Source organism: Paenibacillus sp. cl141a (genome assembly GCF_900109305.1).
Taxonomy (GTDB): domain Bacteria; phylum Bacillota; class Bacilli; order Paenibacillales; family Paenibacillaceae; genus Paenibacillus_AQ; species Paenibacillus_AQ lautus_A.
Window position 1 is genome coordinate 33495 of record NZ_FNZO01000004.1, and the last position, 21898, is coordinate 55392.

General features: G+C 53.8%; 23 protein-coding genes. 5 read left to right on the forward strand and 18 right to left on the reverse strand.

Annotated features, from left to right (window positions below):
• The first annotated feature begins 523 nt into the window (after positions 1-523).
• Positions 524-1555 (forward strand): ribonucleotide-diphosphate reductase subunit beta, encoded by a 1032-nt coding sequence (locus BMX45_RS12915; protein ID WP_036670897.1) that lies wholly within the window; start codon positions 524-526, stop codon positions 1553-1555.
• A 121-nt stretch (positions 1556-1676) separates the two neighbouring features.
• On the opposite strand, the gene BMX45_RS12920 is transcribed toward BMX45_RS12915, so the two are convergent.
• The 9 genes from BMX45_RS12920 to BMX45_RS12955 form a co-directional block, all read right to left on the reverse strand.
• Entirely contained in the window at positions 1677-2618 is a 942-nt protein-coding gene (locus tag BMX45_RS12920; protein WP_090910022.1) for a GNAT family N-acetyltransferase, read from the reverse strand.
• A 135-nt stretch (positions 2619-2753) separates the two neighbouring features.
• Complete coding sequence (locus BMX45_RS32120; RefSeq protein ID WP_012818850.1) at positions 2754-2888, reverse strand: hypothetical protein; 135 nt, start codon at positions 2886-2888, stop codon at positions 2754-2756.
• Positions 2889-3027: 139 nt separating this feature from the next.
• A complete protein-coding gene (locus tag BMX45_RS12925; RefSeq protein WP_090910023.1) occupies positions 3028-3825 on the reverse strand; it encodes a DUF817 domain-containing protein in 798 nt (265 codons plus the stop codon).
• 306 nt (positions 3826-4131) lie between these two features.
• The gene (locus tag BMX45_RS12930; RefSeq protein WP_090910024.1) at positions 4132-5550 is read right to left on the reverse strand and encodes an MDR family MFS transporter; all 1419 of its coding nucleotides are present in this window, start codon (positions 5548-5550) and stop codon (positions 4132-4134) included.
• An 80-nt stretch (positions 5551-5630) separates the two neighbouring features.
• The gene (locus BMX45_RS12935; RefSeq protein WP_009589289.1) at positions 5631-6050 is read right to left on the reverse strand and encodes a MarR family winged helix-turn-helix transcriptional regulator; all 420 of its coding nucleotides are present in this window, start codon (positions 6048-6050) and stop codon (positions 5631-5633) included.
• 325 nt (positions 6051-6375) lie between these two features.
• Positions 6376-7134 carry an AAA family ATPase gene (locus BMX45_RS12940; RefSeq protein ID WP_175495105.1) on the reverse strand — a complete coding sequence of 253 codons (759 nt, stop codon included), beginning with the start codon at positions 7132-7134 and terminating at the stop codon, positions 6376-6378.
• 286 nt (positions 7135-7420) lie between these two features.
• The gene (locus tag BMX45_RS12945) at positions 7421-8011 is read right to left on the reverse strand and encodes a P-loop nucleotide/nucleoside kinase family protein (protein WP_090910025.1); all 591 of its coding nucleotides are present in this window, start codon (positions 8009-8011) and stop codon (positions 7421-7423) included.
• Positions 8012-8071: 60 nt separating this feature from the next.
• On the reverse strand, positions 8072-8617 hold the full coding sequence (gene ssuE, locus BMX45_RS12950; RefSeq protein WP_012818844.1) for an NADPH-dependent FMN reductase: 546 nt from the start codon (positions 8615-8617) through the stop codon (positions 8072-8074).
• Positions 8618-8975: 358 nt separating this feature from the next.
• A complete protein-coding gene (locus BMX45_RS12955) occupies positions 8976-9791 on the reverse strand; it encodes a VanW family protein (RefSeq protein WP_090910026.1) in 816 nt (271 codons plus the stop codon).
• 212 nt (positions 9792-10003) lie between these two features.
• Between BMX45_RS12955 and BMX45_RS12960 the strand changes: the two genes are divergently transcribed.
• Positions 10004-10912: an SDR family oxidoreductase gene (locus tag BMX45_RS12960; protein WP_090910027.1), complete on the forward strand. Its 909-nt coding sequence runs from the start codon at positions 10004-10006 to the stop codon at positions 10910-10912.
• A gap of 56 nt (positions 10913-10968) precedes the next feature.
• Positions 10969-11424 (forward strand): hypothetical protein, encoded by a 456-nt coding sequence (locus BMX45_RS12965; protein ID WP_090910028.1) that lies wholly within the window; start codon positions 10969-10971, stop codon positions 11422-11424.
• A gap of 67 nt (positions 11425-11491) precedes the next feature.
• On the opposite strand, the gene BMX45_RS12970 is transcribed toward BMX45_RS12965, so the two are convergent.
• The 3 genes from BMX45_RS12970 to BMX45_RS12975 form a co-directional block, all read right to left on the reverse strand.
• Positions 11492-12655, reverse strand: a complete 1164-nt coding sequence (locus BMX45_RS12970) for an NAD(P)H-hydrate dehydratase (protein WP_254778059.1) — start codon at positions 12653-12655, stop codon at positions 11492-11494.
• Positions 12595-13236 (reverse strand): NAD(P)H-hydrate epimerase, encoded by a 642-nt coding sequence (locus BMX45_RS31790; protein ID WP_254778060.1) that lies wholly within the window; start codon positions 13234-13236, stop codon positions 12595-12597. The genes BMX45_RS12970 and BMX45_RS31790 overlap by 61 nt, the downstream gene beginning before the upstream one ends.
• 78 nt (positions 13237-13314) lie before the next feature.
• On the reverse strand, positions 13315-13947 hold the full coding sequence (locus BMX45_RS12975; RefSeq protein ID WP_090910029.1) for an NAD(P)-dependent oxidoreductase: 633 nt from the start codon (positions 13945-13947) through the stop codon (positions 13315-13317).
• A gap of 365 nt (positions 13948-14312) precedes the next feature.
• Here BMX45_RS12975 and BMX45_RS12980 point away from each other — a divergent pair, with 365 nt between their 5' ends.
• Positions 14313-15206, forward strand: a complete 894-nt coding sequence (locus tag BMX45_RS12980; RefSeq protein ID WP_090910030.1) for a hypothetical protein — start codon at positions 14313-14315, stop codon at positions 15204-15206.
• A 382-nt stretch (positions 15207-15588) separates the two neighbouring features.
• Here BMX45_RS12980 and BMX45_RS12985 read toward each other — a convergent pair whose 3' ends face one another.
• Positions 15589-16341 carry a MerR family transcriptional regulator gene (locus BMX45_RS12985; protein ID WP_090910031.1) on the reverse strand — a complete coding sequence of 251 codons (753 nt, stop codon included), beginning with the start codon at positions 16339-16341 and terminating at the stop codon, positions 15589-15591.
• Positions 16342-16362: 21 nt separating this feature from the next.
• A complete protein-coding gene (locus tag BMX45_RS12990; RefSeq protein WP_090910032.1) occupies positions 16363-17346 on the reverse strand; it encodes an alpha/beta fold hydrolase in 984 nt (327 codons plus the stop codon).
• 148 nt (positions 17347-17494) lie between these two features.
• On the opposite strand from BMX45_RS12990, the gene BMX45_RS12995 reads away from it, so the two are divergent.
• Positions 17495-18406, forward strand: coding sequence for a hypothetical protein (locus BMX45_RS12995; protein WP_090910033.1), 912 nt, complete (start codon positions 17495-17497; stop codon positions 18404-18406).
• Between the two features lie 237 nt (positions 18407-18643).
• On the opposite strand, the gene BMX45_RS13000 is transcribed toward BMX45_RS12995, so the two are convergent.
• From BMX45_RS13000 to BMX45_RS13015, 4 genes are all read right to left on the reverse strand, one after another.
• Complete coding sequence (locus BMX45_RS13000) at positions 18644-18865, reverse strand: YezD family protein (RefSeq protein WP_009595967.1); 222 nt, start codon at positions 18863-18865, stop codon at positions 18644-18646.
• A gap of 149 nt (positions 18866-19014) precedes the next feature.
• Complete coding sequence (gene cysW / locus BMX45_RS13005) at positions 19015-19881, reverse strand: sulfate ABC transporter permease subunit CysW (protein ID WP_090910034.1); 867 nt, start codon at positions 19879-19881, stop codon at positions 19015-19017.
• A 14-nt stretch (positions 19882-19895) separates the two neighbouring features.
• Positions 19896-20744, reverse strand: a complete 849-nt coding sequence (cysT, locus tag BMX45_RS13010) for a sulfate ABC transporter permease subunit CysT (RefSeq protein WP_090910035.1) — start codon at positions 20742-20744, stop codon at positions 19896-19898.
• 38 nt (positions 20745-20782) lie between these two features.
• The gene (locus tag BMX45_RS13015) at positions 20783-21859 is read right to left on the reverse strand and encodes a sulfate ABC transporter substrate-binding protein (protein ID WP_090910036.1); all 1077 of its coding nucleotides are present in this window, start codon (positions 21857-21859) and stop codon (positions 20783-20785) included.
• Between the last annotated feature and the right edge of the window lie 39 nt (positions 21860-21898).

Sequence of the window (21898 nt, forward strand, 5' to 3'; positions counted from 1 at the left end):
CCCTTGGGAATCGCTTCTCATACGGGTGCGGGGACCATTGAGTTACTTCGCGCGATTTGTTGAGTTGCTGTCTGCTGGGATCGCTCTCCCCTTGGGAATCGCTTCTCATACGGGTGCGGGGACCATTGAGTTACTTCGCGCGATTTGTTGAGTTACTGTCTGCTGGGATCGCTCTCCCCTTGGGAATCGCTTCTCATACGGTGCGGGGACCATTGAGTTACTTCGCGCGATTGTTGAGTTACATCCCCCTCGGAGCGCTTTCCCTTCGGGAATCGCTGCATGTTTGGCTCATATCGAACGGCTGTAAGCAATGTTGAATATGCTTTCTAATAAAAGACTACAAGGGTAAGGGTATCCAATCGGAAGAGTTTACGTCCGCCTTTGGGAGCCCTTTGCAACCTTTAAAATACATTCAGGCAAAGGGCGGACAACAGCGGCTGGAGATGGATACCCGTCCCATGAATCCGCTAGTTTCCCTTCAACACTTCTGCCCTATTATGAAATACAAGGAGAGAAAATCGGCATGCAAATGCAAAAGATATTTAACACCGAGGCACCCAACCGCTCCACTCGCGTCATTGAAGGTGAATGCTCCGGGATCCTGAACTGGAACGATATTCGGATGCCGCATATGTATAAATTGTATAAGGTTCTGCTGCTGAACCACTGGATCGCGGATGAAATCCCGATGTCCAAGGATGCGCAGCAGTTCCCGCGCCTGGACCCTGAAGAGCAGCGCACCTTCAAAATCAACATCTCCCTGCTGGCTGTGCTCGATTCCATGCAGACGATGTTTGTCGGCGACGTGAAGCGTTACTTCACCGACTCGTCGCTCGAAGCCATCTCGGCCATCATCGGTCAGCAAGAGGTGGTTCACAACCAATCCTATTCCTACGTGCTATCCTCCATCGTATCGGAGCAGGAGCAGAAGGAAATCTTCGAATACTGGAAGCATGATCCGGTTCTTCTGGAGCGCAACCAGTTCATCTCGAACATTTACCAGAATTTCCGCGACAATCCGTCGCCGCAATCCTTCTTCGAAGCCATGGTTGCCGACCTGATCCTGGAGGGGATTTTCTTCTACAGCACGTTTGCCTTCTTCTACAACCTGGCCCGTGACCAGAAGATGATGGCAACCAGCCAGATGATCTCCTATATTCAGCGTGACGAGAACCAGCACTGCTACTTCTTCGCCGAAGTGTTCAAGCAGCTGCTCAAGGATTTCCCTGAGCTGAACACCAAAGAGAACATCGACTACCTGTACCGCACCATTGACCGTGCCGTTGAGCTCGAAACCAATTGGGCCCACTACACGCTCAGCAATGTGCGCGGCATCGATCTGAACGAGTTGAGCGATTACATCAAGTACATCGCGAACCGTCGCATCACCATGATGGGTCTGGAAAAAGCTTACGAAGGCGTGGACGTCAACTGCATGCCATGGATCAAGCCTTTCTCCGACGAAGCCCTCAACGCAACGAAAACCGACTTCTTCGAAGCCAAATCCCGTAACTACGGCAAAGTTGGCGACGACAACGGCTTTGACGATCTATAAGTTTACGATCTATAAGTTTCCTTCCATATACACAAAACCTCCGAGGTCCCCTAAACAGGGATCACGGAGGTTTTTTTATGCCTTTATATGACGGCTGCAATCCGTTCCTCTACATCAAGCGTTACCCTCTCGCTGCCCATACCTCGATCTCCACCAGAAGGGACGGCATCGCCAACGCCGGCACGTAGGCCATCGTCATGGACGGCGCCTTTCCCCCGTGGAATTTCTCCCATACCCGGTGGAAATGATCCCAGTCGACCTCCTGAACCGCCCAAATGTTGATTTTGACGATATGATCCGCCGACATGGCTTCCGCGGCCAATACCCGCTGAGTATTAGCCAAGGTGTTCTCTACTTGCTCCTTCATATCGGTCGGCAGCTTCCCCTCCCTGTCGGTCCCCACCTGGCCGGAGAATACCAACAGCTCAGCTCCTCTCGCAACCTTGGTTACATGGGTATACGGACCGATCGGCGGGGCGATGACGGACGGATTGTACCGCTGAATCGGGGACGAGACCTCCTCATCGGCTTCATTCAACAAAGCCAGTGTCTGATGGTCCTCCCACTTCCCGTTAATCTTCACGTTTTTCCTGGCGATGCCTTCTTTATGGAAGCCGGATTTCAGGAGCACTCGGATCGAGCCTAAATTATGCGGCATCACGCCCGCTTCAATCCGGTGAAACTTCAATTCCTGAAAGGCAAACCTCACCACCATTTGAACGGCCTCGGTCATGTACCCCTTTCCGTTACGGTCCCGGTCCAGAAAATAACCGATCCAGCAGCTCTGCAAATTCCCCCGCACCACTTCCGTCAGCATGATCTCGCCGATGATCGTTTCGGTATCCCGCAGTCCAATCATATAGAGATACGCCTGATCCGCCTTGCTGGATTCCCGGGCCTTTCGAATCCGTTCGAGTTGTCCCTCAAGGGTATAGAATTCGTCGTCCCTTAAGCCCGTGAACCGTTGGAAAAAATCCCGGTTATCCACCTCGAGCTTCCATAGCGCTTCCGCATCCGATTCCTCTACCGACTTGACATAGATCTGTTTTCCTTGCATGAACATGGTCTACCTCTCCTTTGCTCGTATCATTAGAAACGCAAAAAAACACCACAGCGCACCTGTGGTGTACATGCCGATCTATGCAACCACAAGCCAGCGACCTGTGGTGTTTTTAATTCCACTGCTCCCTCATTTTAGTCAATAGCATGAAGGATCCTTGATCGCCGAATATCCGATTTTGGACAGACTTCTCCCGTCATCGGACCGATCAAAGAAAACAGCGGTGGAGTATCCCATGCCTTTGGACAACGACGCCAATGATCTTTTTTTCATGTGAATACTCCTCCCTGCCAAAATTCCAACCATCTATGTTCATGACAAGTATTTTGCCTTATGGCTCGCTAATTCCATCGTTTCGAATACCCATAGGATACATGATTCTGAATGAAGGATCAAATCCGCTAAGCTACATTCACATGACCGTTCCCTTTGGATTGTCTTTGGACGGTCCTCTGCCCTGCTTCAGATGCTTCAGCTGAGCCACAATAATGACGCTGATGACCACCAGCAGGAACCACGAGCTGATTTTTCCGATATGCACCAGACTCCATGTCCGTTCCTGTCCCGGATAGGTCCAGGCCCCGAGAAACGTGGAGATATTCTCAGCGATCCAGATAAAAAAACCAATCAGCAGGAACGACAGCACCAACGGCATGCGCAAGGTTTTTCCGTCAACGTCGAAATACACCATGGTTCTGCCGAACACCACGAACAACAATGCCGTGAGGAGCCAGCGCGCATCCCATACGTAGTGATGGGTAAAGAAATTGGCGTAGATCGCCGCGCTGATCAGCACGGTCAGTACAGGCAGCGGCCAGCCGGTGATGCGCAAATTCATTCGCCGCCAAGCCTGGCAGATATAACTGGCTACGCTCGCATACATGAAGCCGCTGTACAGCGGAACGCCGCCGATTTTGCTCCAGCCCTCCTCCGGGTAAGACCATGAGCCCATATGCACTTTATACAGCTCCAGCATCAATCCGATGACGTGAAAGACGCAGATAACCTTCAGTTCATCCCATGTCTCCAGCTTGCTCACCAGCATCCCGATTTGCGCCAAGACGCAGATGAGAAGAATGAGATCATACCGCGGCAAACCCGGAATCTCAACCACCTTGGTCAGTCCCAGCGCGCCGAAGATAATCACCGGAAATAGGCAGGACAAGGCCTGCTGATAACCGAAAATCCACAGCTTCCGTATAAATTCCATAAGCTCCTCCTAGCGCCTGCATTCGTATACTTCACCCTACCACAGACCGCGAATTGAATAAAAGAACAGCTTTGTCATATTTCATCCAGGCCATGGAGCGCAAAAACAAAATGAGAGAGCAGCCCCTGCAGCTGCTCTCTCATCGGTTAACGGCCTATCCGACGATCCTTAAGGTTATACCTGCGACATGCAAGCTCTTAGGTCCAACCTTGTTCAATCGCTTGATGATATTCGGGTTCCCGGCGTCTTGCGCAGGTCTCAACAGCCCGAAGGAACCTCCTCTTCATACAGGCGGGGCATGCCCGGTTAGAGCGCGACATGGCGAGTCGATTTTTTCTTTTTGACCCGTAACAAAAATGTAAGAGGTATGGCTACCACTGCCACCATCGTGCCGATCATGAACACGTCATCAATGCCCATGGTCGTTGCCGCACGCGGAGTCACAATTCCGGCGCCCATGTAATAGGATGTTCTGGTTACCACCAGCGCGCTGAAAATGCCGATGGATAACGAAGCCAGCCCTTGGCGCGCCCAGTTCGTAATCGACGATGCATGGCCTGAGTACTCGCTGGACACCGCGCTCATCGCGGCGTTCGTTAGCGGCATGTTGCACAGCGCGATGCCGAGGCAGCGAACCAGCTGCAGCATGGAAATGTACAGAACCGACGTATTCGTGCCGATCCCGCTGAAAGCCAGCGTAGCAGCCACAATGATAAGGACACCCGTGATGACCAGCCGGAACGGACCGATCCGGTCATAAAATTTGCCGATAATCGGTGATGCCGCCGCCATGACGATTGCGCCCGGCAGCATGATCAATCCGGTATCCATCGGAGACAGCTTCAGCACGGTCTGCAAATAGAGCGGCACCAGCAAGGTTCCCGTATAGAGGGAGATCGTCACGATGCAGTTCAAGATCAAACTGTACCGGAATCGGGGAAATTTGAAGACCTTCAGCTGCAATAGCGGGGACGGGATGCGCAGTTCCCACTTAATGAAGAACAGCAACAGCAAAATACCGGCGACGAGCAAGGAGATCGTCTTCCAGGACCCCCAGCCCCAATCGTTCCCATGGCTGAAGGAGAGCAGCAAACAGGAGCTGCCCGCCACCACCGTCAAGAATCCGAGGAGATCGAAGGTCTTCTTCCCGGTCAGTCGATAAAATGGAATGAATTTGCTTACGATGACGATCGATATCAGGCCGATAGGGACATTCAGAATGAATATCGATTTCCACCCAAAGTATTGCACCAGCCACCCGCCCAGCGTCGGTCCTATCACCGGTGCCAGCATGGAAGCCAGGCTCCAGAGGCCCATGGCGTAGGCCTGCCGCTCGCGCGGGAATACCTGGTAAATGATCGTCATCGTAATCGGAATGATCATCCCGCCGAAGACGCCTTGCGTGATCCGGAACGCGATTAATGTTTCGATGTTCCAGGCGACAACGCATAGCAGCGACGAGAGGGTAAAACCCGTCAATGCCAGTACGAACAGCCTCTTATAACTTAGCTGGTCCCCCATGTAGCCTACGATGGGGGCCACGATCCCCGTTGCCAGCAAATACCCGGCCATCAGCCATTGGGTTGTGCTCAGCGTGGCATGAAACTGCTCCATCACCACCGGAAAGGCGACGTTGATGGTGGTAATGCTCAGCACCGCGAGAAAATTGCCGAAAAACACGGCGCTCATGATTAGCCAAAATGAAGATTTTTCGTCTGTATTCACAAGAAGCCTCCTAAACAAAGTAACCCCGCCCGGGTCTGATAACAGAACTGGAGGCAGGATTACTTCAGCATTCATATCGTTTACTCTGTTGGAAATAGCTTTCGGCCAAGCAATCGCAGCAAAATATACAGGTTATCCGCCTCGTCCTCATCCAGCTGCTTGAAGGATTCCATGACGGCATAATCCCCCTCGCTGCGCGCGTCGAGCACCAACTGCCGGCCTTCTGCCGTAAAATTGACATAGTGGCTGCGTCCGTCACTCGGATTCGGCGTTCGAATCACCAATCCCCGTTGTTCCAACGCATCCACCAAATAAGTAATCGTTGCAGCTTTAAGCTCCATGTGCTCAGCCAACCGGTTGGGAAGCCACGGTCCCTGCTGCTCGATCAAACTTAGGATTTTATACTGATTCATCGTCAAATCGTTCTTTCTTAAATGACTCAAGAAAGACACGACCCGATGCCTCGTCATTTTATCCGATAACTCACGATACATGTCCATGAGTCTCTCCACGCTTGCTTCTCTTCCGTTCTCCAGAGTTTTTCACCTCGGTCTTATTTTAGTTCAATGATTCTAACTTGTAAACACTATTTTCATGATTTTCATTCTAGTTCATCCCAATTATAGAGGTATAATGGACTAATTACTTAAATTATTCAAAGTTTATTTCAAGACATTGAACCATTCTAATTCTTAAAATCAGAAGCATCTACGAAGAGAAATTTCTTATTCATGCCTGGGCAGGAAACGTTCAGTACAATAACACGCCCCCAATGTAAAAAGGACTCGCAAGATCCGGCGATCCACGAGCCCTTATCTTCCCCTTTTATTCCTCATCGTCTGCAAACAATTCATGAAGCATCGCTTCCCGGCGATTCACGAATTCCTTCGTAATCATGTAATGATCCGTTTCCTCCAGGCTCGTCTCTTCCACGCCTTCGGATGTCAGCTTGTAGATGATCGAATCCGGATAAGCCATGACAATCGGCGAATGCGTGGAAATAATAAACTGCGAGTCTTCATGAACCAGGTCATGGATGCGTCTCAGCAGCGCCATTTGGCGAAATGGCGACAAGGCCGCTTCCGGCTCGTCCATGATGTACAGCCCGTTCCCCCAGAACCGATGCAAAAAGGTGGCGAAAAAGGATTCTCCATGCGACTGCTGATGAAGCGATTTGCCGCCATAGGAATCATAAAGTCCAGGACGCTCCCGCTCCAGTGCATCCACCTCGCTGGCGACGTTATAATAGCTCTCCGCCCGGAAGAAAAACCCGTCCCGCGGTTTGCGTACGCCCCGGACGGTTCGAATATATTCATACAGCCTGGAATGGGTCTCCTCCGTCGAGAAGGAGAAATTGAGCGTCCCTCCTTCCGGATTGAACCCGAGGGCGGCAGCAATGGCTTCCAGCAGCGTGGATTTGCCCATTCCGTTCTCGCCCACGATATAAGTGACCTTCGGATGAAAGCGAAGTCCGTCCATAGCCGCTACGGCCGGCAAATTAAAGGGGTATTCGTTAAATGACGGGATGCGATCCCTCATTAACACAACGCTTCGAAGATAGGCAAGCATAGCCGAGTTATCCAACCGCTTTCCCTCCTTGAAATCTACGTTAACCGATCATGACAAGTCTACTATATAACATTCCGGCTTCGGTTCCAATTCAGGATCATCGCCCGATGCAGGCTGCACACTCTCATAAAAGGCATTCCTGGACATCCAACGAATCCAAGCAGCCGGCAGTTTGCTGCGGTAGCAGCCTTGAAGCAATTGAAGATGCCCCGATAATCAAAAAAATGCGCCATCACAGGGCTTGCCGGCACCTGGAATGACGCACTTTTTCATCCGATATTAATTCTGTTGGTACGATATGCTATTCGCTTACGATAAATTGATAGAGCTCCTCGACCTTCTCTTCCGTCAGATCGCCGCTGTTATCAAACACCTTGATGGACGTTTGCGGAATATCCCAGTTCACTTCAGGAACGAAATCGACGCGCTTCTTGAAGTCGTCCCAATGATCCAGCTTCCACTGATCCCGCTCGGTCTGTCTGTCAATGATCCGCTCCTTCTGCAAATCCATGTCCTTGAGCGCAACCACGATGACCTTCACGTCAACGTCGTTCTTCGTTAATCCCGCGGATGCGATGACCTCATCAATCCATTCGCGGTTCTTGAGCTCCGCCGTGAACGGCGAGATCATAAAGACATTTTGTCCGGCACCCAGGTTCTCGATGCAAATATCCTTGGTCGTATCATATTCCAGATCGCGCAGATTCTCTTTATAGAAGGAAGAATCGCGGTCGTTCGGATCCAGTCCGTTGCTCTCCAGGAACTTCTCGACAAACCGTCCCCCCACCGTATCACGGTCGAGAAATGCAGCCGGTATGCGGACTGCAAGCTTCTTCGCTACGGTTGTCTTGCCTGTACCGGCCACGCCGACAAAAAACACTAGCTTTTGCAAATGGTACCCCTCCATATGATCTATATCGCTAGAACACCCCTGCCGTCACTCACGCCATCCCTATGCGCGTTCTGTCCGGTAACGGGTTTCTTCAATCAATTCCTCCATCGCGGAGGCCAAACGCTCCTGAAGCACTTCCGCTACGTCAAACCCGCCATCCTCGGTACGTGCCACCTGGGCATCCACGGCGTACACGCCGCCCAGAATATGCCGGGCCCCGATCGAGGACAGCACGGGCTTGAGCGAATAATCAATCGCCAGCAAATGCGCGAGACTGCCGCCAATGAACATCGGAAGCACGATTTTGCCAGCCAAGCCTTTTTGCGGAATCAGGTCCAAAAATGTCTTAAGCACGCCGGTAAACGAAGCTTTATAAACCGGACTTGCCACAATCACGGCATCGGCCTCGGCCACAAGCCCGTTGGCTTTGACGATATGCTCGCTCTCAAACTTCGTATGAATCAAATCCTCGGGCGGCAGCCCGGCCACATCGATCCGGCTCACTTCGAAATTGGCCGCAGCCAGTGCCTGCTCCGCAAAATCCATAACCGCATTCAGTCGGGATCCGGCTGTAGGGCTCCCGTTAATAATAACAGCTTTCGCCATAATCATTATTCACCTCAGCTTATCTTATAATGTCACGATTTCATGCATGCATCAGATCGCTATGTAGGGTCCTCTCGATATAGAGTCAGACCGCCGTAGCCTGTATTTCAGAAAAAAAGACTTTACAGGATACGGCAAAGTCTTCCGGTCAGCAGTCGCTCTTGCATCCGACATCAACCGGCATAAATCAGAGCAAACTTGTCAGAATTAGTATCATCGTATCAATGTGTCCGCGCTTTTGTCAATCCGGCAGAATGCGTCAAACCGATGTTCTCCTTTGCCCGTTTCATTTAACCGATCACGAACAGGGCTCCCCATGCGAATACGGTTTAAGATCGGCTCCTAACCCCTCCCTTGATCAGGGCGTCACGCTTCCTTGTTCGGCAAGCAGCGGCGAGTACATCATGAGCGCATGGTTCTCGGTAATCCACTCATCCCGAATCCGTTCGCCTTCCCTGTTGAACACTTTGCGGCCAATGACGTTATGCCTCGCATATCCTCCCCAAACTTCCTGGGTAATGCGATGCTCCCGCTCATATACTTCATAGCGATGCAGCGGAGCAGCGCTGGATCGCCATTCCCCGATCAAATCCTCCTCTGATACATATACCGACAGCTGGTATGTATCGTTCGTCGGATTATAAATCTGAAGGTCCAAATAATTATAGGCGCACGTAGCGCCGCTCCCGAACGGCTGGGTCCGGTTCGCATCCGGAAATACGTCATAGCTGTGCCGATGCCGTTCTTTTACTTCCAGGGGGGTGTGCAGCGTCATCCAGTATATGAGGTTGGACAGCTGGCACAGCCCTCCGCCCACGCCGGCCTTAAAGCCTCCATAGAACAGGACCATGCCGTCGACATACCCTTTCCTGCGGGTCGGGCGTCCAATGCTCCTCCAATAGGACAGCGTCTCTCCAGGACGAATCAGGAGTCCATCCAGATGGCACACAGCCAGACGCAAGTTGATCACCTTATGATGCTGATACCACATATCAACGTCCTTGAGCTGGCGTTTCAGCGGGGTTTGGTGTGTGAACACCGAATATCGCAGCGGCTCAGGACTTAGCGTGCGGGCGATGCCGCCCCTCTTCTTCATCCATGCCCAATAACGCCGGTACGTAAAATACTGCTTGCCTGCCCACAGGCGGAATTTTGAACGCTTGACGGGTTTCATTCGTGACCGTTCCCCCTTGGCCGTATTGATGAATTTGGAAATATTTTACCACAATAGCCCAAAGGACATCGTAAAAAAATCCGTAACCCGCGTGTTTGCGCACGACCTTTCACCTATTCTGCTCACAACCGGCACCTCGGACTGGGCGAATGCATAGAGATAAAGCATTGACGTGCAATGAATAACATCCCGTATACCAAAGGAGGAATGAAATGAATCCCCAACAGCCCATTCCATACGTAGGCTCCAAAACCGAATGCAAGGAACAGCCCATCGCTTTCCCTCCCCAGCATCAAAACTGCCAGCCGGGCCTTGAAAGCCTGATGTCGCCGCGTCCGATCAGCGAAGATCCCGCCTACCGGGGCAGCGGTAAACTGGATGGCAAAATCGCCATTGTGACCGGGGGGGACAGCGGTATCGGCAAAGCCGCCGCCATTGCCTTCGCCAAGGAAGGTGCCGATCTGGTCATCCCATACTTATATGAGACTTCGGATGCGGAAGTGACGAAGCAGCGGATTGAATCGCTTGGCAGACGATGCCTCTTAATGAAAATCGATCTGCGCTACAAAAAAAACTGTGAAGCCGTGGTTAACGAGACGATCGCCTGCTTCGGCAGAGTGGATGTTCTCGTGAACAACCATGCCGTCCAGTATGTGCAGCGCAGCATTCTGGACATTACGGAAGAACAGCTGCATCACACCTATCAGACGAATATCTTTCCGTTCTTCTTCATGATCCAGGCTGCGCTGCCCCATATGAAATCCGGGGCGTCGATCATCAATACGGCCTCCATTACGGCCTATGACGGTTTAAAGGAGCTCATCGACTATTCCTCAACCAAAGGCGCCATCGTTTCCCTTACCCGATCCCTGGCCCTTTCGCTGGTCGATCAGGGCATCCGCGTCAACTCCGTCGCGCCAGGCTCGGTCTGGACGCCGCTCATCCCTTCCAGCTTCTCCGCCGATGAGGTTGCCGTATTCGGAACGAATTCGCCGATGAAGCGAGCCGCACAGCCTTATGAGCTGGCACCTGCTTATGTTTACCTGGCATCGTCCATCACTTCTTCTTATGTCACGGGTCAGGCTATTCACGTCAACGGAGGGCAGATGGTAACCAGCTAGCATGGATGCCGCTAGCATCCGAGGATTCCACGAATAACGTGCAGAGGATGTGTACAATGAACACCGGAATTCCCAAACGGTCCGCCCGGATGGACATGGGGTTTTATGCATTAAACAAGCTGGCCAGCGCCGGTATCGTCGTGCTGCTGCTGAGTCTGCTGGACTGGGCGTGGCCGTCCGGCGCGGATCAGGCCTCGGAGTGGTTAGGCCTTTACATGCCGCAAGAACACTGGGTGTACGGTTACGCGCTGACGGCCTCTCTCGCGGCCGATGCCATACTCGCGTTCCTGCCTTCGCTGCATAAGGGGAAACAGGCTGCCGTGTATGGAGCGGTCGGTTTCCTGTTTTTCGCCTTGTTCACCGGCGGTCATCCGGAGCATCTCTGGCTCCGTGCCGCTGCCGGAACCCTGACGCTGCTTCTGTTCTTGTGGGGAAAGCATGCCTTCTCCAGCAATTCGCTGGCCACCCCGTTCTTTGCCCTGGCCGTTCCCTTGCTGTGCTGGTTGATCTGATTCAAGAGCCTATAGCCTCTTTCCCATGGAAAAAGGGCCCTCTGATGAGGGCCCTTGGCTCTTTGTTTCAAAGCGCTTCGATGACATCCCCGGCGATGACCGAGGCGGGATGCCCCCGATGCCGCGCGGCCCGCTCGCCGGCACGGCCGTGCAGCCACACGCCAAGCGCGGCTGCAGACGGACCGGCATGCCCTTGCGCCAGCAGGCCGGCAATGATGCCGGTCAGCACGTCTCCGGTGCCTCCGGTCGCCATGCCGGAGGTGCCGGTTGTATTGATGTAGGTTTGTCCGTCCGGCGAAGCCACGACGGTATGCGCCCCCTTGAGCACGAGGGTAACCCCGTGCCCGGTCGCGAACCCTGCGGCGGCACCGATCCGGTCCCGCTGCAGCTCGGCAGTAGGAATGCCCAGCAGCCGGGACATTTCCCCGGGATGCGGGGTCAGCACCGTGGCCGCGGCACGCGGCTTCCAGGCGCCGAAATCGCCAGCCGCAGACAGCATATTCAGCGCGTCGGCATCCACCACCAGCGGCCCTTCCCATTCTTCCCACAGCCGGCGGAGCCACCTGGCGTCTCCTTCAAAGCGGCCAAGTCCCGGACCTACGGCCAGCACATCGCGGGACTTGGCGAGGGCCAGGACCTGCTCCGCGGAGGCCTCATTCCAGTAGCCGCCGCTCTCCTCCTCAGTCGCAGGGGCGAGCATCACCTCGGGCGAGGCTCCGGTCAGCGGCAGCACCAGGCTGGCAGGGAGCGCCCAGGTCACAAGGCCGCAGCCCGCGCGGAGCGCCGCCCGGGAAGCGAGCAGGCCTGCGCCGCTCATCGTGCGGCTGCCTCCTACGGTCAGGACGTGGCCGTAGGTGCCCTTATGCCCGTCCGGCGCGCGGCGGCGCGACACGTCGGCGCCCAGCTCTGTCCGAAGGACATGCGGGGTAAGCAGATGCGTGCTGACGCCTTGCTCCCGGCACAGCGATGCCGGAATGCCGATGGAGCGGACCACCACCCGGCCCGCCGCCTCGGCGCCGGGGTACTGCACCAAGCCTCGCTTCAGGAAAGCGAGGCATACCGTCACCGCGGCCGAAATGCACGGCTCGTGCCGCGCGCCGGTATCGGCGTCCAGTCCGCTCGGAATATCGGCGGACACAATCGGCAGGCCGCTGTCGTTTGCGGCCTGGATCAGCGCGGCGTAAGCGCCGCGGGGCGCGCCCGTCGCGCCCGTCCCGAGCAGCGCGTCCACGATGCCGGTGTACGCGCCGTAGTCCAGTCCACGGCGGCACGGCCGTGGACCAGAGCCGGGATGCCGAGCGCTGCTGCGGCATCCCGCTGCACCGCCGCCTCGCCGGCCAGCGCGGACGGCTCGGCGGCGTAGAGCAGCGTGACGCTTATGCCGGCGTCACGCAAATGCCGTGCGGCGACCACGCCGTCGCCGCCGTTATTGCCTTTGCCCACCAGAATGAGCCAGTGCTCCTGCGCCGCCAGCGCGGTGGGCAATCGCGCGTCTCCGTCGATGACAGGCGACGGGCGGCTCATCTCGATAACCCGCTCATTTCCGGTGAAAGGGCCCTCTGCCGCTGCCGAATAACCCGATAAGGAAGCCCTCCGGTTGCACCTCTCTTCCTCCGGCAAGCAGGCTGGATCGCTCCCGGATGTCCGAGCGGCCGCCGTGGACGGTAACTGGCTCGCGACATGACGCTCCAGGCATAATTTCAGGACTTCCTCGGCAATCGCTTTACCCGCATTTTCCATAAGCGCGATGGCCGGAATGCCGATGCGGCGAATCGTGTAGTTATCGAGTGCCCTCATCTGTTCGGACGTCATAACATACATCCAAGCTCTCCCCTTTGCTTCGATATATCCTACCCAAGCGCTCTGACGACTTCGCTTGATGCCTGTCGATTAATAAGCAACGGTAAAACGGGACTGAATGAACTGCGGATCGTCCAGCTCATCAATCACGGCTACCGCAAAATCTTCAACCGAGATCCGGCTGCTTCCGCTCTCATCCGTCACCAGGCGGTCCATGCCGATCCGGAATTGTCCGGTACGTTTCCCCGGCTCGATGATGGCCGCCGGACTGATATACGTCCATTCCAGATCGCTTTCCTTATAAAGATCGTAAGCATCCGCATGCGCACGGGCAAGCGGTCTGATCTCTTCCGGAAATTCCGGGGTTTCCATAAGCGGTACGCCGCTGTCGGCGATCAGGCTGCCTGCGCCGCCAACGATCAACAGGCGGGTTACGCCGCCGCGTCTCGTTCCCTCCACAATGGTCCGTGCGGCTGCTACAAGCTCCTCTTCTTGGCCGAACTTCGGACCGAAAGCGCTGATCACGGCATCATGTCCCTGAACAGCCTCTTCCAATGACGAAGGATCCATCACATCCGCTTTGACTTTCTGTAATCGCTCATGCTCCGCTTCAAGGCGATCCGGATTACGCAGCACCGCCGTTACCTCGTGTCCCCGGCGCAGCGCTTCTTCCATAATGCGTTTCCCGATCGTCCCGCTTGCTCCAATCAATGCTACCTTCATGTTCATCGCTCCTTCGTTTAAAAATTATACTACATCACCCAGGATGGTGAATGGTTCTCTTATATCTTAAGTAGTAGTATGAACACCCGGTGCCGCGTATAGCCGCACTTGGTCGATCACACCTCCTATTTACTTATCCCCTTGCAGACCTCTTCAAACTCCATTTATTCATTTTCCCTCAAAACATTAGATCTTTAGACCTATGAATTGCGATATTGTTTTCACCGATAGAATACATAAGTGCACATTTATGAAAATATATATTTGGCGTAATGACTTCTAACGCAATACTAATGGTATACGCTTGTCGAAGATTGTCCTATTGCATATGTTGTAAATCGTAATGAAAAGGAGATCATCATCCTATGAAAAAACAATATGTCCGCTTGCTGGCTCTCTGTCTCGCTGGCGGCCTGCTGCTGCTAAGCAGTTTGTCCCTTCATCCTGATGCCGCGGAAGCGAAACCCAGCCAGAAGGCAACCTGGTTCTGGGATACCCCGCAAATCAAAGACTCCGCCGATGACATTCTGAGCTTTGCCGGCAGCCAGGGAGTGAACGTGCTCTATCTGCAGATGAACCGCGACGTCCGTCCCGAGTATTACCGCAGCTTTATCCGCCAGGCAGGAGTGCAAGGGATCGAGGTCCACGTCCTCGGCGGGGCGCCGAACTGGGCGCTGGAATCGGAACGTCACCGGCTGGAGACGTTTATTCAATGGACCGCCGAATATCAAGCGTCCGCTGCCCCGAATGAGCGCTTCACCGGCATCCATGTCGATATCGAGCCGCATGTGCTGGCCGAATGGAAAACGAACCAGTCCTCGGTCGTTAAGCAGTGGCAAGCGAGCGTCCGTTATCTGGTCGATGAAGCGCACAAGCTGAATCTGCCGATCGGCTCCGACATGACCTTCTGGCTGCATACCTACCAGCTGCCGGATCAGTCGATGTCGATCAGCCGCTGGATGATCAAGCAGTTCGACCAGATCGTCATTATGGCCTATCGCGATCAAGCGGATAACATATACAACCTCGCCGCGAGCGAGCTAAAGGAAGCCGACGAGCTCGGCAAGGAGGCCCTGATTGCCGTGGAGACCAAGTCCAGCAATGAGGGAGCTTACATTACCTTTTTCGAGGAAGGCACGTCCTATATGGAGGAACAGCTGAGCAAGGTATGCACCAAGGCGGAAAAGCACCCTTCCTTCTCCGGGTTCGCCATTCACGACTACAGGTACTGGAAAGAACTTCATGACTCCGATCGATAACGTTGCGATCCTTACACTATGGCATTAAAAAAAGATGGCTTTTCAAGAGGGTGTGTCCTCTGGCGCCATCTTTTATGTTTAGATGAAGGAACTTATCCTCTCCTTCGGGTAAAAGGCCTGATCGCCTTCAAACCGTCAACATGAGAAGCAGTACATAACCGACCGTCATTTTCGCGCGTTGAAGCGGCGCTTTTTTCACCTGCACTTCCATCACCCCGGTCCCTTCCTCTCTTCGATGTCTTATTCATATACTATATGCGGCTCGGCCCCTTTTGTTACCTCGAGGAAACATTGTTTGCCAAGAGAAAAACCGATCCGTCATATGAACAGCAGCATACGATCAAGCTTCCTGCACTGGAAGCGAACCCGGGCAGCATGCGGCTCATTTACGATCAGCATAGCGCTCTATGACGTCCTGCAAATATTGTTCTGCTTCCATTACAAGCTGACGCTCTCCAGCGTTCCATTGATCCCGATTGTTATCGACCGCTAAAAAAGCAGCATGAATCCGTTCGTCGCCATGGGTCACACGTTGAACCATCTGTTGCCATTCTTGGGCTAAGGCCCTGGCTAAACGGGACTTGATGGGGACGTTTGAGGCCTTATAAGCTGCAGCTTGCAGCGATATTTTTCTGAACGTATTGTAAAAATCCAATACCGCCTGCTCAGAGTCAAATACTTTTTGAAACAGCCGCGCGTCTTCCTCCGAAAATTCGTATTCTTTCCAAGCCGACATATCGACCTCATTCAACGAACGCATAAGATGGGCTAACAGCTCCCAAGGTACGTTGTATCCTTCTTTCATCATTTCCTTAGCCACATGCAATCCGTCAAGCTTGGCTTGGATGCTCTCTTTCTGTGAATAAAGGACCGATGCCTGGTAATCTAGAATGTTCTCGATATCCTGCTCCTCGGTGCCCACAATCAATTGCTCTTTGATCTTTTTTAAAGAGAAACCGATGGATCTATAGAACATAATCTGTTCAAGTACGTACAGCTGTTTATCATCATATACTCTATGCCCCAGCGCATCTCGCTCCGCCTTAAGAATTCCTTCATTATCGTAATACTGAATGGTTCGCGGAGTTATTCCCGACAATTGGCTGATTTCTTTTACGGAATATTTTTTTCCCATGAACCCATCCCTTCCTGTCCCTTACTCGATTTTCGCTAAAAAAGCTTCTATCGTTTCCAGTAACTCTTCAGGATATTCCCCGTTAATCGCATGCGAGGCATCTTCAAATAAGACCATCTCGCTATCAGGGTCTTTCAAGGCATCCATCCCCGTTTGATACGACTTTTCAGCATGGTGCATCGTCGATTGTCCAGCTAAAATACCGAGCACCGGTATCGTCAGCTCAGCTAATTGTTCCGGCTGGATGGCTTCCGGCATGGGCAGCTTGCTCTTGAATGTCCGCATACCGGTTTCGATTAATTTGGCGGTCGGGTCGCTGTCATCGACTTCAGCCCCGCCGGATATATAGCTGAGCATTTTCTCCCGGATCGGTTTGGGCACCATCGGCACAGTCGCCGGAATGGAGGCCAGTATCATTTTCAATGGAATGGGGCCGAACACATAGACAGGGTCCAGCAATATGAGCGAGTGAATCTTCTCCGGGTGCTTGAGCGCCAGATTCGCCGCACTCCACCCGCCGAACGACAGCCCTAATAGGTGGATCTCTGATTCCGGCAGCTGATCCAATACTTGCCCCAACCATGCTGCTTGGTCGGCAGCGGTTTCAATCCGTCTGGTTTCCGTGCTTAAACCCGGTTCTCCTATCAAATCAACGGTGTATACAGGCCGGTGTTCTAAAAAGCCGTTAAGATTGGCCTCCCACATGGGTGTAGCAGATCCCTTTCCGGGAAGCAGCAACATAGGCGTTTTATGCGATGTATCGCTCCCCTGGAACTTGTAGAGCTGAACCACGCCAAAATCGGTATGAACCTTGACCGACTCAACCGGTTCTGGCAAGTGACTCATCACCTCCTCATAAGCCGCTGCATATTCCTTCTGCCCATCCTCTGTAACAAAACCGCTTAACGACCCGTCATCTCTGAATAGAAAGCCTACTACCGTCAGTATAGCTAGTATCGCGATGAGAATGCTACCCAAGATAAACCATCCTTTTCTTCGTTTCACTTCAATCCCCTCCTAAGGCGACTATAAGCTATGACGTAACGTTATACGCAACCCCCATGCGCTCTATAGCTGCCTGTTACCGAATCAGCTTGAAATCCCTTCCTTCTTGTGCAATAGTGAAAGGTAGAATATTGAAGGAGGGATCCGCTTGTCCCTTACGGAATGGATGGTTGATATCTTTGGCTCGCTGGACGGGCTCGTGGCCGCGCTTCTTGCCACTGCGGTATTTGCGGGCCTGTACATATACAGTGCGTCCCGGCTGCTCGGTGCACGAAAGGATTCGCTCGCTCGCATTCGTCAGACCTTGACGGTCTACGCCAGGCTGGCAGGGCTTCTTGGCACGCTTATCCATCGACCGACCCGGACGGCCGTCCCCGAGGATCTGCTGATCCGGCTTCTGCAGGAATGCAAATCCGCTGACCTGTTGACGCGTGAGCTTCACGAACAAATGGATATCTTTCTAAGCGATCGCGATGAATCCCGATTGACGACGCTTCACAAGCTGCTGGACCGCGAGATCAACAGACTCATGAAGGAGCGCGACGAGCTGGTGGGACGGCTGGAGAAGCCCGGCTGGGGGATGGGCTTGTGGCTGCTCCTAAAACCTGCCGTACCTGCCCTTTCACTGGGTGCCGCACTCCTATGGACGGCGGTCCTTGCGGAGGAACTCAGGCAAACCTCGGCCTGGGCAAGCCCCGAGGTTTGGTGTTTATGGCTCTCCAATATCATTGCCACGATCTCTTTCTATCGTTTATTGATGGATTCCAGAAGAAAAACGCATGGCATGATTTATACCGTGCTGCACCTGCTGATTGTGGCTTCGGCCTTATTTAATCTGATCGGCGGCGAAGCCTCGCCTTACGTTCTGGCTACCCAATGCTTGCTCTATCTGGCGGGTTTCCGGGTAACGGCCACCCGTAAGCGGCGTGAGCGGCCCTACGCCGGCCATCCGGAGCTGATGGAGCAGTTCCTTCATCCTGCTGGGGATCACGATCCTCTAGGCGAAACAACAGGCGCAGGCGAGCCGGAGATCGGCAGCAGCCCGCTCCGGTCGCGATAAGATGCCTGATACATAAAAGCGATTGACAAACAGCCCGGCCGATACAACGGCCGGGCTGTTTGCATTATTCGTATACTCTATCTCTAATAGAAAAGAACTTCCGCTATGATTACCGAAGCGCGTTCCCCTGTCCACTTGGTCAACACTCCTGGTGTCTTTTCCATGTCGACTGGACAGGCTGCACTTCACGTTATCTGGCGGAAGTTCTTTTTACGGTACTTGACAGCTTTTGCTTGGTCATCTTGTATTCGTTCTTCGCTGTTGGCCGGATGCCCGGGACGATCCTGACGTCTTGACCGCTCCGGAGGCCGTATTCTCGAAACGCTTGCGCTCCGTTCGTTCCATCTGAACGATTTGACCCTCATGCACTACGATTTGCAGCGAACCGAATTCCATGTCGTTCAGCAGGCTTGCTATGCGCTCGAGCCACATTTCATCCACTTTTAATGGTTTAGCCATGGATACGCCTCCTCACCGGGCAAAGCCCTCATTTATTCACTCATCTTCATCAGCCGAAGTGACATTCACAATGTAAACGACCATTCATTATTCATTCTTTTCCAACCTATATAGTATGAATTAACCTTAGCATGGGTTGGAAACGACTGTCAATGGGCATTTTTTCGCGTAAACCAATTTTTAAGCAGCAGCGTAATCACGGCTAACAACAGCAATAAGGAGGCCACCGCGAACGATGCCGAAAACTGATACTCATTGTACAAAATCTCGACATGAAGGGGCAGCGTATTGGTCTCTCCGCGGATATGGCCGGATACGACGGACACGGCCCCAAACTCGCCCATGGCCCTGGCATTGCACAGAATGATGCCGTACAGCAGTCCCCATTTGATATTGGGCAGGGTGACCCGCCAGAAGATTTGCCAGCCCTTGGCGCCGAGCGTTACAGCCGCCTCTTCTTCCTTCGTCCCTTGGTCCTCCATCAGCGGGATCAGCTCCTTGGCCACAAAAGGAAACGTGACGAATAACGTAGCCAGAACGATGCCGGGCACGGCAAATATGATCTTGATATCATGGCTTTCGAGCCAAGGGCCAAACCAACCCTGACGGCCGAAAATTAGCACGAAGATGAGGCCTCCGATAACCGGCGATACCGCGAACGGTAAATCCAACAGCGTAATCAGCAGATTTTTGCCTTTAAAGCGGAACTTCGTTATGGTCCAAGCCGCGATGACGCCGAATATCGAATTCAGCGGTACCGCAATCGCCGCCACCAGTAAGGTCAACCGCAGCGCGGACAAGGCATCGGGATCGGACAAGGCTGCGATATAAACCTCCCATCCCTTCTTAAGCGCTTCGGACAGCACCGTAATGAGCGGCAGCACAATAAGCCACAGAAGCACAAGGCCAGCCAAACTAATGAAGGTCCATTTCACCCAGGTTTTCTCCGCTGCAGCCGGAGAGGGCGATGTGCCTCGTTTCCCTGCCGGGACGGCAGCGGGTACGGTTCCAGCCATATAGATCCCCCTCCCTAGCGCGCGGTTTTCCGCGTCCAGTGTTGTAATAGATTGATTCCGAGCAGCAGCGCGAAAGAGATGAGCAGCAGAATCAAGGCAACCGCCGTAGCGCCGGCATAGTCAAACTGCTCCAGCTTCGTCATGATCAACAGCGGCGCAATCTCCGTCTTCATCGGCATATTCCCCGATATGAAGACAACGGAGCCGTATTCTCCGATCCCCCGGGCAAAAGCGAGCGCAAACCCGGTCAGCAGCGGCGGGATCAGAGTCGGCAGAATGATGGTGCGGAACGTGCGCCACCGGCCTGCCCCGAGCGTGGCTGCCGCCTCTTCCGTGTCCCGCTCCGCATCTTCCAGCACCGGCTGTACCGTCCGCACCACGAACGGTATGCCGATGAACATCAGGGCCAGCGTGATGCCCAAGGAAGAGAACGCCGCCTTGATGCCAAGCGGCTCCAGCAGTGATCCGATCCAGCCATTCGCGGAATAGATCGCCGTTAAGGCTACCCCCGCCACGGCCGTTGGCAGGGCGAAGGGCAAATCGATCAGGGCGTCCCACCATTTTTTCCCGGGGAAATCATACCGCACCAGCACCCAAGCCAGCAGCAGTCCCAGTATCATATCCGCGAATGCGGCCAGCGCCGCCGTCGTCAGACTGACCCGGTAGGATGCCAGCACCCTCGGATCGGTTGCAACCGACCAGAACTTCTCCCAGGTCAATCCGGTTTGATTAAGTAGCAGCGCCGATAGCGGCACGAGCACAACCAAACTCATATAAAGGACAGTCAGCCCCATGCCGACTCCAAAACCCGGGAGCACCCTGCGATGATTTCTGCCTTGCTTCCGTACGGGGAGTACCGTCATATCCACTCATCCTTTCCTGCCTTCGGCGGTTATGCCGATCAGCTTCCTGGCACGTAAATCTGATTAAAGATGCCGCCGTCATTAAAATGCTTGGTTTGCGTCTCTTCCCATGTTCCAAACACATCCTTGAGCGTAAACAATTCGATGGCCGGGAATTTCTCCTTGTATTTGTCGGCTACGCTGGCAAGCGTCGGACGGTAGTAGTTCTCCGCCGCAATCGTCTGCCCCTCTTCGCTGTACAGGTATTCCAGATAGGCTTCGGCCACCTCCCGGGTGCCGCGCTTGTCAACGTTCTTATCCACGACGGCAACCGGCGGTTCTGCCAAAATGCTGACGGACGGGTTCACGATTTCGAATTTATCCGGTCCCAGCTCGTTAATCGAGAGATAGGCTTCATTCTCCCAAGCCAGCAGCACGTCACCGATTCCGCGTTCCACAAAGGTGGTTGTCGCTCCCCGTGCGCCGCTGTCCAGCACCGGTACATGGGTGAACAGCTCTTTCACGAATTCCTGCGCTTTCGCTTCGTCGTTGTTATTAACCTTGAGTGCATAACCCCATGCCGCCAGGTAGTTCCACCGTGCACCCCCGGAGGTCTGGGGGTTCGGCGTGATGACCTCCACGCCCTCCTTAATCAGATCCGGCCAATCCTGGATGCCTTTCGGGTTTCCTTTGCGGACGAGGAAAACGATGGTCGAGGTGTAAGGCGCGCTGTTATGCTCAAACTTGCTCTCCCAGCCTTCATTGATCAATCCGGCCTGGCGGATCGCATCGATATCGTATCCGAGGGCCAGTGTCACCACATCCGCCTCCAAACCGTCGATAACCGAACGGCTTTGCTTGCCCGAACCTCCGTGCGATTGCTTAAAGGTCACCTTCTGGCCTTGTTCCTTCTCCCAATGCGCCGCGAATGCCTTGTTGTACTGATCGTATAACTCCCGGGTCGGATCGTAAGAAACATTAAGCAGTTCCACGCTCGGCTTGCTTGAACCCGAAGCAGGCGTTGCTTCGCCGGCGGTTGCGGCCGTTTCTGTTTTCTGTGAGCCGCAAGCCGTCAGCGCCGCCGTCAGCATGAATGTTAATCCGATGAGAACCCCTTGCTTCAACACCTTTTTCATATGGATCACTCCCCCTATTCTTCTCTACTAAACAGGCCC